Annotated in this window: 14 protein-coding genes; 7 read left to right on the top strand and 7 right to left on the bottom strand. The window is 47.2% G+C overall.

The window, feature by feature from the left end:
* Positions 1-10 precede the first annotated feature (10 nt).
* The 4 genes from phnL (at position 11) to phnN (ending at position 3225) form a co-directional block, all read left to right on the top strand.
* The gene (phnL, locus tag SP90_RS07040; RefSeq protein ID WP_231895542.1) at positions 11-709 is read left to right on the top strand and encodes a phosphonate C-P lyase system protein PhnL; all 699 of its coding nucleotides are present in this window, start codon (positions 11-13) and stop codon (positions 707-709) included.
* Entirely contained in the window at positions 706-1872 is a 1167-nt protein-coding gene (locus SP90_RS07035; protein ID WP_066853986.1) for an alpha-D-ribose 1-methylphosphonate 5-triphosphate diphosphatase, read from the top strand. The genes phnL and SP90_RS07035 overlap by 4 nt, the downstream gene beginning before the upstream one ends.
* Positions 1873-1937: 65 nt before the next feature.
* The gene (locus SP90_RS07030) at positions 1938-2642 is read left to right on the top strand and encodes a DUF1045 domain-containing protein (RefSeq protein ID WP_066853984.1); all 705 of its coding nucleotides are present in this window, start codon (positions 1938-1940) and stop codon (positions 2640-2642) included.
* 1 nt (position 2643) lies between these two features.
* Positions 2644-3225, top strand: a complete 582-nt coding sequence (gene phnN / locus SP90_RS07025; RefSeq protein WP_066853981.1) for a phosphonate metabolism protein/1,5-bisphosphokinase (PRPP-forming) PhnN — start codon at positions 2644-2646, stop codon at positions 3223-3225.
* 74 nt (positions 3226-3299) lie between these two features.
* Here phnN and SP90_RS07020 read toward each other — a convergent pair whose 3' ends face one another.
* The 3 genes from SP90_RS07020 to SP90_RS07010 all read right to left on the bottom strand — a co-directional run bounded on the left by SP90_RS07020 (position 3300) and on the right by SP90_RS07010 (position 5373).
* Positions 3300-3581, bottom strand: a complete 282-nt coding sequence (locus SP90_RS07020; RefSeq protein WP_066853979.1) for a ribbon-helix-helix domain-containing protein — start codon at positions 3579-3581, stop codon at positions 3300-3302.
* A gap of 108 nt (positions 3582-3689) precedes the next feature.
* A complete protein-coding gene (locus SP90_RS07015; RefSeq protein ID WP_066853977.1) occupies positions 3690-4253 on the bottom strand; it encodes a DJ-1/PfpI family protein in 564 nt (187 codons plus the stop codon).
* Between the two features lie 223 nt (positions 4254-4476).
* Positions 4477-5373 (bottom strand): sensor domain-containing diguanylate cyclase, encoded by an 897-nt coding sequence (locus SP90_RS07010; protein WP_066853975.1) that lies wholly within the window; start codon positions 5371-5373, stop codon positions 4477-4479.
* Positions 5374-5540: 167 nt separating this feature from the next.
* On the opposite strand from SP90_RS07010, the gene SP90_RS07005 reads away from it, so the two are divergent.
* The 3 genes from SP90_RS07005 to SP90_RS06995 all read left to right on the top strand — a co-directional run bounded on the left by SP90_RS07005 (position 5541) and on the right by SP90_RS06995 (position 8422).
* Positions 5541-6191 carry a peroxiredoxin gene (locus SP90_RS07005; RefSeq protein WP_066853973.1) on the top strand — a complete coding sequence of 217 codons (651 nt, stop codon included), beginning with the start codon at positions 5541-5543 and terminating at the stop codon, positions 6189-6191.
* A 278-nt stretch (positions 6192-6469) separates the two neighbouring features.
* Positions 6470-7297 (top strand): rhodanese-like domain-containing protein, encoded by an 828-nt coding sequence (locus SP90_RS07000; protein ID WP_066853971.1) that lies wholly within the window; start codon positions 6470-6472, stop codon positions 7295-7297.
* A 12-nt stretch (positions 7298-7309) separates the two neighbouring features.
* Positions 7310-8422, top strand: a complete 1113-nt coding sequence (locus SP90_RS06995; protein WP_066853969.1) for an NAD(P)/FAD-dependent oxidoreductase — start codon at positions 7310-7312, stop codon at positions 8420-8422.
* A 453-nt stretch (positions 8423-8875) separates the two neighbouring features.
* On the opposite strand, the gene SP90_RS06985 is transcribed toward SP90_RS06995, so the two are convergent.
* The 4 genes from SP90_RS06985 to SP90_RS06970 form a co-directional block, all read right to left on the bottom strand.
* Entirely contained in the window at positions 8876-9142 is a 267-nt protein-coding gene (locus SP90_RS06985; RefSeq protein WP_066853966.1) for a DUF2188 domain-containing protein, read from the bottom strand.
* A gap of 126 nt (positions 9143-9268) precedes the next feature.
* Complete coding sequence (locus SP90_RS06980; protein ID WP_066853965.1) at positions 9269-11155, bottom strand: peptidylprolyl isomerase; 1887 nt, start codon at positions 11153-11155, stop codon at positions 9269-9271.
* Between the two features lie 44 nt (positions 11156-11199).
* Positions 11200-13131: an aconitate hydratase gene (locus SP90_RS06975; protein WP_066853964.1), complete on the bottom strand. Its 1932-nt coding sequence runs from the start codon at positions 13129-13131 to the stop codon at positions 11200-11202.
* Between the two features lie 160 nt (positions 13132-13291).
* Positions 13292-14725, bottom strand: coding sequence for a sigma-54-dependent transcriptional regulator (locus SP90_RS06970; RefSeq protein ID WP_066853963.1), 1434 nt, complete (start codon positions 14723-14725; stop codon positions 13292-13294).
* Positions 14726-14853 lie beyond the last annotated feature (128 nt).

The following is a 14853-nucleotide window of genomic DNA, read 5'->3' as shown; positions in this document are numbered from 1 at the left end:
GAAATGACGTATGAATGTCATGATAGACGTCCAAAAAGTTAGTAAAAATTTCATATTACATAACCAGAACGGAACCACCATTTCTGTTTTCAATAATCTGTCTCTTCAAGTTCACGCTGGAGAATGCATAGCGTTATACGGACAATCCGGTGCGGGAAAATCCACTCTGCTTCGCTCTCTGTATGCCAACTACAAGCCTACCGCCGGTGCCATTGCTATCCGCCATGGCGAAAATATGATCGATATTGTTTCTGCTCCACCACGGAAGATACTGGAAGTACGCAAGCATACTGTCGGATATGTAAGTCAGTTCCTGCAAGTAATCCCAAGGGTTTCCGCACTCAATATTGTTGCAGAAGCACGCAAGGAGCTTACAGGAAATACAGAAGAAGCACTGGAAAAAGCGCGTACCTTACTCCACAGACTGAACATTCCCGAAAGGTTATGGAACCTTGCACCTGCAACCTTTTCAGGTGGGGAACAGCAACGCGTAAACATCGCACGAGGATTTGCGGTGGATTACCCTGTCCTCTTACTGGATGAACCTACTGCATCACTTGATGCTATAAACAGACAAATAGTCGTAGACTTAATTCACGAAGCAAAAGCCAAGGGTACTGCAGTGGTGGGTATTTTCCACGACGATGAAGTACGCGAGGCTGTAGCGGACCGTGTTATTGACATGCAATCTATGGAGAACGCTGCATGACACAAGAAGTGATTTTTACTAATGCCAACGTGGTTACCCCACAGGGAACTATCTTTGGCACCGTCGTTGTTCAAGACGAAACTATTGTTGCAATAGATGAAGGAAAAACCAACGTCGGGCGTACATGCGAATGTGGCAGAAGCCTTGTCCGCGATGTGCAGGGGGATTATCTCATTCCCGGTTTGATCGAGATGCACACTGATCATCTGGAAACCCAATTCCAACCCCGCCCCGGCGTACTATGGCCTTCTCCCCTTGCTGCTCTGGTAGCGCACGACACACAAGTTGTAGGCTCCGGTATCACAACCGTACTCGATTCTATTTGCTGCGGACAATTGAACGAAGGCAAAATGCGACATACCCTTCTTGATATGTCTATCTCTGCCATTCGTGATGCCCGCAAAAAAAATGTGCTCAGAGCAGATCATCAACTACATTTACGTTGTGAAATTTGTGATCCCCATGTGATGGAAATGCTGGAACCATATATAGACGAAGAAAACTTACGTCTGGTTTCGCTTATGGATCACACTCCGGGGCAACGCCAGTTCTGCGATTACGACAAGTACCGAGAATACTACAAGTGTCTGGACTGGAGTGATGAAGAGTTTAAAACTCTGGTCACTAAACTTAAGGATGAACAAGAAACCAATGCAGCCAAAAACCGTGCTCTCATTCTTGCACTGTGTCACCGCCGCAATATCCCGATTGCCAGTCATGATGACACAACTCTTGAGCATGTAGAAGAAGCAGTGCGCGAAGGGCTGACCATATCTGAATTTCCCACAACTCTTGAAGCTGCTCGCAAGGCACGTGAAGAAGGACTGGGAATTGTGATGGGTGCTCCAAATGTCGTCCGCGGCGGTTCCCATTCCGGTAACGTATCTGCACGTGAGCTTGCCTCAGAAGGGCTACTCGATATTCTTTCCTCAGATTATGTTCCGGCAAGCCTGCTGCACGGTGCGTTCATGCTGCATGAAACACTGGACATCCCACTGCATAACGCACTTGCAACTGTCACAAGCAATCCGGCTCGTCTTCTTAATCTGGATGACAGAGGCGAACTTGTTGTGGAAAAACGTGCTGATATTGTATGTGTTGCTTCTATTGACTCTGTCCCTGTTGTCCGCACGGTGTGGCGCGGCGGCAGACGCCTGTTATAAAAACACGCTCGCTATTCACCTATCCGCTTTATGCGGTAGGTGGATAGCCATACGAGGATATTGCAATGACTCCCCGTTACGCACTCTACTATACTCCACCGCGTAATTCACGTTTAGAATCTGCAGGAACACACTGGCTGGGGCGCACTCCAGTTCAATTCGGAAAAATTCCAGAACAGATACCTGAAGGCTTTTTCAAACAGGAATACTACCAGATTATTGAATCTCCCAGATGGTACGGATTCCACGGCACAATACGTGCCCCGTTCGAACTTGCAGATGGCATCACGCCCGAAATGTTCATACGGAAAGTCCATAGAGTTTGTTCTTCACACGCCCCATTTTCGTTTCCGAGCTTCTCTGTACGCTGCTTCGGCGGCTTTTTGGCACTGACGCCCACTTCCAGCTATCCAGAGCTGCACAAACTCCATTCCGACTGCATGCGCAAACTTGATAACCTCCGTGCCCCACTGTCCAATTTTGACAAACAACGTCATATGGAAAAAAAGCTTTCTGAAAGGCAGGAGCGTCTACTGCGAAGATTCGGTTATCCATTCGTTATGGAGGAGTACCGATTCCACATGACATTGACAGGAAAGATTGATGATCGAGTACGACGTTCATACAAAGATAAGCTTGAAGCCATTCTCTCACCATTTCTTAACGAACAGGTTCCGGTGCAGGAGCTCACAGTGTATATGCAGCCGAACCGGAAAACACCGTTTGTTGAAGTAACCCGTATCCCGTTAACCGGCACTAACGAGGAATAATATGGCAGGAACGCTTTTTTACCTTATGGGACCTTCCGGCGTAGGAAAAGACACCATTCTCAATGCATTGAGAGCGCGGCTGGAAGATAAACCCGTTATAGTTGCGCACAGGTACATAACCCGTCCCGCAACTGCGCACGGCGAAAACCATGTCGCCCTTACTGCAAAAGAATTTCATAACAGACTGCTTGCCAACAGCTTTGCTCTGCACTGGCACAGCCATGACCGCAACTACGGTATCGGCATTGAAATAAACAACTGGCTTGGACAGGAACTGTCTGTACTTATCAATGGATCACGCGCATATCTGCCTCAGGCAAGGGACGTCTATCCTGCCCTGCAACCGATCCTCATAACCGCCCCTGAAGAAATTATTGCAGAACGGCTGTACAAACGGGAACGGGAAAGCGCAGAAGAAATTACACACCGTCTGCAGCAAAACGCACGGCTCAATGCCCGCTGCACCACATCAACAACTGTCGGACTTCCCACGGCTGTGGTCACCAATGACTCTACAGTTGACGCGGCAGTTGATCAGCTTGAATCCATTCTCTGTCATAAAAAAATCCCCCAGACCTTATAACAGGCGGGGGATTTTTCTCATACAAAAGTCAGTAACAGATCTACCTTTGAAACAAGACCGATGCCACGCACACCTTATGCACATGACCGGTCAATACACTCTGTTTCTAAAGAAGTGATACAAACAACCCGTAACAGTGATGCAAAGTTATTCACCTCGCACCCATACACTGTTGCTTCATTATAGAGCGTTGACAGAAACGCCCCTACTGTCACCCCTTCCCGTTCAGATATACTTTCCAGGATACGCCAGAAACGCACCTCAAGCCGGATGCTGGTAACAACTCCGTTAATGCGTATTGAACGGGTCTTCTGCACATACTCCTCTTTAGGAGTGGAAGCGTAAATACGGCACACGAAAGATACTCCTTTTCTAGGTTGGGATAGAAAACAGATACAGCGTTTCCTATACTTTTTCTACCCCAATCCAGAAAACTTTCATGCAGCTGCTATAACAACAAGTGGTTATCCAAGTAACGCAACAAACTGCTTAATCCACGCAGGATGAGCAGGCCATGCAGGTGCTGTTACAAGATTTCCGTCTGTTACAGCACTATCAAGTGCAATCTCGCAGTATTCACCGCCTACAGCAGCTACTTCTGGAGAACATGCAGGATAGGCAGAAACTTTTTTTCCTTTCAAAACACCGGCAGCAGCAAGTAACTGAGGACCGTGACAAATAGCAGCAATCGGCTTTTTCTCTGCCTCAAACTGACGCACAATTTCCAGAACCTCTTCATTCAAACGAAGATATTCAGGAGCACGACCACCAGGAACGACAAGCCCTGCATAGTCACCGACATCAACCTTGTCGAAATCTTTATTCAACATAAAGTTATGCCCCGGCTTTTCTGTATATGTCTGATGTCCTTCAAAATCGTGAATAGCAGTTGCTACCATATCGCCCTGCTTTTTCTCAGGGCACACCGCATCCACAGTATATCCCATTGCCTGAAGAGCCTGAAACGGTACCATCAGTTCATAATCTTCAACAAAATCACCACAAATAATTAATAATTTTTCGGACATACTTCTGTTCCTCATCTGTTTAGAATAGCTAGGGGGAGGGAAAAATGATATTCATCAAATGACAACCTTCCTCCTATTTATCTCAGTTCAACACTCCTGTGGTAACATTCCACTACTACACATCCTATTTTATAAAAAAAGCGCTGCATCCCTCAGGATACAGCGCATCAAAATTGACTGTTCATAATTAACCGACAGTTTTTAGAGCATGAACAACAAACGCCTACACAGCATCCTCTGTAAGAAACTTATCGCGCCCATCCAGCTTTGCAAGGTACAGCAGGCTGTCAGCACGTTCCACAACTTGTGCGCCTTTTTCATTATCTGCCATTTCCGCAATTCCTCCGCTCACTGTGATTGGACGAATTGCGCAAGGTAAGGCTGCACTACGAAGCTGTGCACTGAATACTTCCATTCGCTCCAGAGCTTCTCCGGCACTGCAGGAAGGCAGCAACACTAAAAACTCACCGCCACCGGTTCGCGCCATAACATCGCCTTCATGCATATGGCTGCCAAGCAACGCAGCAAGATACCGCAGAACCTCATCGCCGCATTGTCTGCCCTGCGCCTCATTCAGACGAGTAAAGTGATCAATATCAAAGACGCACACGCTTAACGGAATATCCAGTTTGTTAACATCTGACACAGTTCGTTCGAGCAATACAGGTACATACCGTGAATTATACAATCCGGTCGTGGAGTCCACTACGTCCAGCTGATCGAGCATATAAGAACGGGACGCTAAGATATCCGAAACATGCTTACTCTGGGTCACATCCTCCAACGAAAGCAGCACATATTTCAGCTGTCCGGACTCCTGAATCGGATTTGCTGTCATCTTGACCCATTGGGGCATGCTTTCATTCTGCGCCCGCTTACGCAGCAAGGTTTGCGATACGGAACGATTGGACTGGATAGCCTGCATAACCGGGTGTTCATACTGTGAAATAGTTTTTTCGCCTGTTCCAGTGGCAAACCCTTCAAGTACACTGTGTGACTCATGATTCCACATGCTGCGGGCAGCAGGGTTTGTATAGATGACTTCACACTCAGGTGAAAAAATCATTACGCCGTTCGAGAGCTGGTCAGTGAAGAACAAAACATCTTTAGACAGATTCATATATCAAACCCCGTTCGTAGAATTTATGTCATTATGGTGCTTTGTTACACGCTATTTCAATAAAATAACATTAAAAATGAATATGCAGCTTTTTTTGCTGGTAATTATCTGGAAATTCGTGCAATTAATATTCTTAGTAATGATTTCTATTATCACAGGAGTTTTTTATGGATACACTATTTCCTTTACTTGGCGACCCGTTACCACAAGTTACTGTAAAAACAACTAAAGGAACCATGACCCTCCCTGATGATTTAAAGGGAAACTGGTTTGTCCTTTTCAGTCACCCTGCTGATTTTACCCCTGTGTGCACCACAGAATTTGTAGGGCTGCAAAAACGTATTAAAGAATTTGACGAGCTGAATTGCAAACTCGTTGGCCTGTCAATGGATCAAATTTTCTCACACATTAAGTGGATGGAGTGGATAAAAGAGCAGACAGGTGTTGAAATCACATTCCCAGTCATTGCAGACTTTGGTGAAGTTGCCGAAAAACTGGGTATGATTCATCCGGGTAAAGGCACTAACACTGTCCGCGCTGTATTTTTCATTGATCCAGACGGGCTTGTCCGCACAATTTTCTACTATCCGCAGGAAATCGGACGCAACATTGATGAAATTCTCCGTACCATCCGCGCTTTGCAGACCTCTGACCGTAACAAGGTTGCTATGCCTGCAAACTGGCCTGTTAACGAACTTATCGGTGACCGTGTTATCATCCCGCCTGCGCAGACTATTGATGACGCCAAAGTCCGGTTGGATACACACGAAGGCTTTGATTGGTGGTTCTGCCACAAAGATCTTAATGAAGACAAGTAGCTCAGCCCTGTGCAGCTAGTGGCATAGCTTCCTAACTATAGTGCAGATTGAGGCAAACCTGTGCCCTGTGCGTGAAAAATTCGTAACACTCTACCTCATGCGTCCATTCTGGGTGTTACGCCACACTCCATCCGCAGGTTTGTCATCAATCTGAATCTATCACAGGCTCCTTCTTGCCGTCACACCAACCTAGCAATCACTTCCCACTTTCTTGATCTAAGTTATTGAGAATTCATCCTGATAAATGTTACTTGGGTGCAAACACCATGGAGGAATATATGCGCTGGAAGCAATTTCTTACCCCTGTAGAGTCCGTCTCGAGTGAAAAAGCATTGGACATGCTTGCTGCTGATGAGTCCATCCAGCTTGTGGATGTACGTCAACCTGCTGAGTATGACGACGGGCATATAGCGGGTGCAAAGCATATCCCTCTTGGTGAACTTCTGGACAGAGCCACAGAGCTGGATAAAGCCAAACCTGTTATGGTGTACTGTGCAATCGGCGGGCGCAGCAGAGTTGCAGCGCAGCTTCTTTCCGGTCAGGAATTTCATCAGGTCTATAACCTTACCGGCGGGTTCAATATTTGGGAAGGCTGGGAAAGTATAGGCACATATGACCAAGGGCTTGAACTATTCAACGGCCTTGAATCTCTGGAAGAAGTATTGCTTATTGCCTACCGCATGGAGTTGGCACTGGGAGAGTTTTACACTGATATGGCAGCCCGTGTTTCAAATCAGGAAGCAGCTTCACTGTTCCAGAAACTTGCATCCATCGAAGCCAAACACAAAGCCAATGTAATCTCACAATACACAGAACTTACTGGAAACAGTTTTCCGGAAAATATTGACGCAGACGGTGCATTTGAAGGTGGCCTGACCACTGCTGAGTATATTGCCAGACTCGGTTCAGATATGGAAAAGCCTCTGGACATCATTGAATTTGCCATGTCCGTAGAAGGGCAGGCAATGGACTTGTACATGCGAGCAGCTGATAAGGCACCGTCTGAAGCAGCAAAAAAAGCCCTGTTGCAGATCGCCTCAGAAGAAAAAGCACACCTTAACAGTCTGGCAGCAGTAATGGACTCTCTGTACGCAGCGCAGCGATAAAAGGAGCTAGCTATGGCCAAACTCGTACTCGTAGGCGCAGGACACGCCCATATGACGCTGATGACCAATATCAGCAACGTGATAGAACAGGGACACACCGTGGATGTTATCGGGCCGGGTGAACGACATTACTATTCAGGAATGGGACCTGGCATGCTTGGAGGAACGTATTCTCCTGAAGAGATCAGTTTCCCTGTTCAACGGATGTGCGAGGAGCAAGGAGCTACGTTCCATGTGGACAAGTGTGTTGGAATTGATCCTGACAAACAGGTCATCAAACTAGCATCCGGCAAAGAGCTTACGTATGATGTAGCTTCGTTCAATACAGGCAGCTCTATTGTGGATGATATTATTGAACCTGACTCCAAAGATGTCTACACCGTAAAGCCCATTGAAAAGCTACTTGAAGGCCGTAAGCGAATCTTCGAACTGGCTGGCAAAAAGAATCTTACTATTGGTGTTGTTGGTGGAGGGCCTGCAGGTGTTGAAGTTGCAGGTAATGCTCTTGCTGCTGCAAAAGAAGCCGGAGCAGATGCTACTGTGCGCCTCTACCACGGTAAAAGCTTTATGAAGAGGGTTCCGGACAAGGTTCGCAATCAAGCTATGACAGTCTTGCGCAACCACGGAGTGCAGCTTGTTGGAGGGGAATACGTCTCTCATGTATCCACCGGAAAGGTTACTCTTGCCGACGGCACTACCTATGAAGATGATATTATCTTTGTAGCAATGGGCGTGCGCCCGCGACCACTTTTTGAACCTTCACGCATACCGCATGGTGATGATGGCGGATTGCTTGTAAACAAGTATCTGCAAAACACACAATACGACAATATCTTCGGGGGCGGAGATTGTATATGCTACCAGCCTAAACCGTTGGATAAAGTAGGTGTATACGCGGTTCGCCAAAATCAGGTACTTAATGACAACGTCATTGCCCGCCTTAACGACAAACCGCTTCAGGAATTCCAGCCCGGCGGCGACTACTTGCTTATCTACAATACTGGTGAAAACACGGGAGTTCTGCACAAATTCGGCATCAGCTTTAACGGCAAGCCGGCATTTTTCATTAAGGACTACATTGACTCCCAGTTCATCAAGAAATTCAAGCCTGACTATGACAAATAAAAAAAGGCTCTCCTGAACTCAAGTTGCTCAGGAGAGCCTAAAAATTTTCATCGCAGTTTATAATGATCCGGCAGGCAGTGATGGCAGCCGTTTGCCTCCGGAAACTGTTTTTTGGCAGACTTCAAAGCCTCTTCTGCCGTTGGGAATTCACCCACTGGTAGTAACTGATCCTGCGGGGGGCACCACTCACAGTTTTCTTTGTGCACCTCATAGTCCCCGCTGGCCATTTTTTTTATATGGATATGGTACTGCATACACTCCTCCGTATAGACCGATGCTATAAAAAAACACCTCATCTGTAAGATTCTGTGCCGCATGGATTCAAAACCATTCTGATTCAGGCATTCTGCCATGCTTGCTGTCACCTTTACCTATAATGGGAGCATTTACCGTTATAAATGCGCCTTCACTCAACCTTGGCTTTCACCTTCCACACCAATATAGTATTTATATTCACTTTCTCAAACGGTTCCGCCCAGAACGGTGCTCCAGTTTATTCCCTGACCATACTGAATGATTACTATGCACCCACTCTTGCACAATGGTTCCATCCTCTTTCTCTATAATAATCTGTGCAGGTGCTGAATCACCCGCAAGCTCGCGCGCTATTTGCAATCCCTCAACTCGTGTAGCGCAGGTGCAGAACTCCCTTTCTGCTCCTTCTTTTTTTACTTTCCATTTTCCGTCGTATGGACGGACAAAGTATGTTGTTCTCTTCATGACCACTCCTTCTTCCGACTACTGGCTTTCAGTGTATCACAGGAAAAGGGGACAGTTCCAGCCTGGATTCAGACATAAAAAAAGCCCCTCAAAGAGGGGCTTTTTGAATCTATCGTTCGATGAGAACTAGAGCTGGTCAATCAATTCATTGTTCTTGATTTTAATCTCTGCTTTATCCGCAAGAGACTTTACAAAGCTCTGTTCCATCTGCTGCTTCTTACGCTCAAGAAGTGCTTTGTGTACGTCACCTTTTGCAGCCTGCCATGCTTCATCAGTAGGCTCGTCAGTTTTAGCAAGACGAACGAATACCGCGCCAGCAGCTGTTTTGTAAGGTCCCATCCACTTCTTCTCTGTGGTATCGAATACAGCTTTCACAACATCGCTGGCAGAACCGATACCAGGAACAAAGCCCTGGCGGTCTACAAATGGAGTTGTTTTTACTTTTGGCTGTCCAGCAACATCACCAGCAAGCACTTTTGCAGAAGCTGCTTTTGCTGCTTCGAAAGCAAGCTCAACAGCTTTTTCCGCAACGAGCTGCTCTTTAATGGAAGCTGATACGTCAGCAAGCGGCATGGTAGACTCAGGCTTGGAGTCTTCAACACGAGCAATGATGTACCCGTCATTAGATTCAAGCGGAGTATCAACTGTAGTACCCGCAGGAACAGCGAAAAGCTCTTCAACTGCATCAGGAGCTACGCCGATTACTACCTGAGCCTGATCGCGGGAGAATTCAGGAGAACCGACAAGAGCCAGATCCTGTTCTTTTGCGATATCTTCGAGAGACTTACCGGAAAGCATCAATTCCATCACAGCATCAAGAGTTGGAGTAACCTTGTCAGCTGCTTCGCTTTCAGCAAGCTTTTTCGTAACGTCTGCTTTTACTTCTGCAAAAGCAGGAACGCGTGCTTTCTCTACTTTATTGAGCTTGATAATGTGCAGACCAAAACGGGTACGCACAGGCTCAGAGATATCGCCCGCTTTCATGCTGAATACTGCGTCTTCAAACGGCTTAACCATCTGACCGCGACCAAAGGTGCCAAGCTCGCCACCGGTAGGGGCGGAAGGACCTTCAGAGTATTTCTTAGCAAGCTTGCCAAAGTCTTTACCACTGCGGGCAAGCTTGAGTACTTTTTCAATTTTAGCAGTTGCTGCAGCCACTTCTTTTTCAGATGCATTTTCATCAAGCTTGATGAGAATATGGCTGGCATCAGCCTGATCTTTCGTACGGAAAGATTCTTTATTCTCTTCGTAGTATGCTTCTGCAGCAGCTTCATCTACAGCAACAGTAGCAGCAAGACCAGCTGGAGTAATAGCAAGGTACTTAACTGTTACTTTTGCAGGTACAGCGTAACGGCCAAGGTTTTTGTCGTAGAATGCTTTGATTTCTTCGTCTGTTACAGTTGCCTTTTTAAGGAAATCAACTGCGGAGTACATAATGTAATCCATAGAACGTTTTTCACTGGCATACACAAACGCATCGCGAGCTTCTTCATCGGAAACGCTTGCAGACAGTGCTGCATTTTCACGAACCTTTTTTGTAAGCAGATCCTCTTTGAACTGACGTTCAAAGGTACCGGCAGACATTCCCTGTGCAGCAAGCATCTGCTTGTACACTTCAGGATCGAACTTGCCCTGAGCATTCTGGAACAGAGGAATAGATGCGATTTCTGTTTTCAACTCCACAGGAGTAACAGTCATACCAAGACGCTCAGCTTCCTGAAGCAGGAGAGTACGGGCAATAAGACCCTGCATAACCTGCTGACCGATTCTCAGCTGTTTGAACTGAGCTTCGTCAATACCAGGAAAACGTGCTTTAATGGCACTCATCTGAAGTTCATATGCTCGCTTGAACTCAGGCATCATAATAGCAGTATCGTTAACAGTAGCCATCACAGCTGAGTTTGAAGGGCCGTTCATGGAGCCTACACCCCAGAACACAAACACAACAACTATGAGAGCAAAGGCAAGTTTTACACCCCAGGATTGGGAATTTTGCCGAATAGAATCCAACATACGTTACATCCTTCTTTTCTATGAGGATATGGTGAAGCCCACGCCTAGGCTTCACGCCTTTTAGAGAAGCGAACGTAATTGAGCAGACCCCCTGCTCTAATTATGTCCAGTTCCTTTTGCGTCAAATCGTTTGTCACAGATACACGCGATCCTGTCTGCAAAACAAGCTCGACCGGCTCTCCGGGCTTAAGCGCAAGCGCCGGAATAGTAACGGATTGCTCCTGCGCAAACTCTGCATATGCTTCCTTATCTACCAGCATAAGCGGCAGAATTCCGAAGTTTACAAGGTTTGCGCGATGGATGCGTGCAAAAGACTTCGCAACAACAGCCCGCACACCTAAATGACGCGGAGCAAGCGCTGCATGTTCCCTTGAAGACCCCTGACCATAGTTTTCACCGGCAACGATAATGCCGTTAGTGATACTTTTTGCGCGTGTAGCAAACGATGCATCCATACGCTCAAATACATGTTCACTGATTGCCGGTACATTAGAACGTAACGCTGTGATAACAGCTCCGGCAGGCATGATATGGTCAGTAGTTATATTATCTTCGGCCACGATGAGTACATTGGCTTCAATGTCAGCGTCAACTGCTGCGAACTGTTCAAGCGGCACAATATTCGGCCCGCGCACAACTTCAACAGCCGAACCATCTTCCGGCGGGAAAATAAACTGATCCCGAATAGACGGGATTGTGTCCGGCAGTACCGGAACCTGCGGGGCTTTGCCCCATGTTGCAGGGTCTGTGAACTCTCCATGTAATGCAGCCATAGCCGCAGTCAATGGGCTCACAAGATACACCTGTGCATCCTTGGTACCGGAGCGTCCTTCAAAGTTTCTGTTGAACGTGCGCACTGACACACCTTCTGAAACAGGAGAACCGCCCATTCCGATACAAGGCCCGCAAGAACACTCTAAAAGGCGTGCTCCAGAATCGATAATATTCTCAAGCAAGCCCTCGCGGGTAAGCATTTTCAGCACCTGCTTGGAGCCGGGGCTGATAAGGGTATCGGTTTCAAACTTTACATGCTTGCCAGCAAACAAGTTCGCCACTGAGGCAAGGTCTGCATAGGAAGAGTTTGTACAGGAACCGATAGCAACCTGATTAACTTTTGTACCAGCAAGGCTGGCAACAGTAACAACCTGATCCGGCATATGCGGTTTTGCCGCAAGCGGTTCAAGGTCATTGAGTGTAATGCGAATTTCTTCGTCGTACGCTGCGCCTTCGTCCGCAACAAGTTCTGTCCAGTCCTGCGGACGATCCATGCGGGTAAGGAATTCGCGAGTGTTTTCATCACTCGGAAAGATAGAAGTAGTGGCGCCGAGCTCTGCTCCCATATTGGTAATTACAGCTCGTTCAGGTACGGAAAGGGAAGCAACACCGGGGCCTGCGTATTCAAAAACCTTACCTACGCCGCCTTTTACAGTGAGCTTGCCCAAAAGGTGCAGAATGACATCTTTTGCAGATGCCCAGCCGGTAAGTTCGCCTTCAAGGTAGACGCGAACAACTTTCGGCATAGTAATGGTGTATGGTTCCCCTGCCATTGCCAACGCAACGGACAGTCCACCTGCTCCCATTGCAAGCGAGCCTAGGCCGCCTGCGGTCGGAGTGTGGCTGTCAGAACCAACCAGAGTTGCACCCGGTTTACCAAAATTTTCTAAATGAAGCTGGTGACAGATGCCAGTTCCAGCAGGTGAAAACACCATGCCGTACTTTTCTGCAACCGTTTTGAGATAACGATGATCGTCAGGGTTTCTGAACCCCATCTGCAGAGTGTTGTGATCAACGTAGCTTACAGACAAGTCTGTTTTTACACGGTCTACACCAAGTGCTTCAAATTGCAGGCATGCCATGGTACCCGTGGCATCCTGTGTGAGAGTCTGGTCAATACGCAGCTCAATTTCGCTGCCTGCGCTCATATTCCCAGAGACCAGATGACTGGAAATAATTTTTTGCGTTACGTTCTGTGGCATCCCTTGTTCCCCTTTCGCTACGAATGGTTTCCCATTCAGTTTAACACGATCTTGTTAGTCACATAGATAGTCCATCCGTCAGCTTCCTGCCGGATTCCAACCTATCTGCGAAGAACAACGAATCCATCCCCTGTCAGTACGGTTGAGTGTGTGTCTGTGTCTAAGGAATTTCCATTCCCTGACTACGGTACTCATTCAGCTTATTACGCAAGGTTCGAACAGAAATCCCGAGCAGGTCTGCTGCCTGCGTACGGTTGCCCGATGTCTGCTCCAAGCCTTTCAAAATAAGTATGCGCTCCATCTCATGAATAGGAATAACACTGCCGCTGAAGTTACTGCAATCTCCACTGGCAGAACCTTCGTCCGTACCAGTTGCTGCGCACTCTTCAGTACCCTCGTCTTCGAAAAGCGGCCAGTTATCAGGATCAAGCAGGAAGTGACATGGTTCAATCACATTGCCGCCTGCAAGCAGTACTGCGCGTTCCATAAGGTTTTGCAGTTCTCGCACGTTACCCGGCCACTCATAGGTAGTAAGCCAGGAAACCGCTTCAGAAGAGACCTGCGCAGCCGGAAGTGCGTATTCCTTTGTATACATTTCGATGAAAAATTTCGCGAGCTCGATAACGTCGTCACCGCGCTCTGAAAGCGCAGGAAGCTTCAACGGAATAACATTCAGACGGAAGTACAAATCCTGACGGAACTGACCTTCCTTGACCCAGTCTTCAAGATGGCGGTTTGTGGTTGCCAAAACTCTGACATTCACTTTGATCGTCTCGGTTCCACCGACACGGTCAAGTTCACCTTCCTGAAGAACACGCAGCAGTTTCGCCTGCAGCGCCAGATCCATTTCTGAAATCTCGTCCAGAAGAATTGTGCCGTTGTTAGCCAACTCAAACTTTCCGAGCTTACGCGAAATAGCACCGGTGAATGAACCCTTTTCATGCCCGAAAAGTTCGCTTTCTAGCAAGTGTTCCGGCAAAGCTGCGCAGTTCACTGCAATAAAAGGATTATCTGCACGGTCAGAATGAGCATGAAGGTAGCGGGAGAACATTTCTTTACCGGTACCGGACTCTCCGGAGATCAAAACGGTTGCTTTTGAAGGCGCAACCTGCCGTGCAAGGGCAAGTACACGTTGCATGGCACGATTCGAGCCGATGATTTTCGGCCCCTTTTCCGCAACAGGAATAACTGGTTTATTCCCACCCAACGTGGAAGTTGGCGGTACAGCTTTCGGCTTTTGCCCCTGTTCAGGGACTACCGCACATATTTTTTCAACCAGAAGCGGTTCAAGCCAATAATCATGTGCACCCATTTGAAGATATTTTTCAGCTTCACTCGCATTTCCTTTATCAGAAAACACAACAATAGACGGGAAGTCTGCATCTGCTTCGGCAGCAGAAAGCAGTTCTTCCACGGAATATCCGGATAGGGAAGGACGAGAAAAAATTACATCAGGACGTGACTTTGCAATAAATGCAAGCGCGCCTTTATAATTTTCCGCAAGTCCTACTTCAAAACCTGCGTCTTTAAGCTGAGGAAAAATACGAGTAATCGAAGTAGCCGGTGCAAGAAAAAGTATACGTCTTGATGACATGCAATCCTCTATGGTGACATCAAAAAAACTGAAGTTAAACAGCGGCCAACTTTGCCATAAATTTATCAAATTAGCAAAGTGTTGTTCTGCCGGCAGACCCGCGTGCCTCTTTCAAAAAAAACACACTT

This window comes from Halodesulfovibrio spirochaetisodalis (assembly GCF_001672295.1).
GTDB classification, from domain to species: Bacteria; Desulfobacterota; Desulfovibrionia; order Desulfovibrionales; family Desulfovibrionaceae; genus Halodesulfovibrio; species Halodesulfovibrio spirochaetisodalis.
The sequence above is the reverse complement of the archived record's forward strand: the minus strand, read 5'-3'. Positions and strand labels throughout refer to the sequence as shown.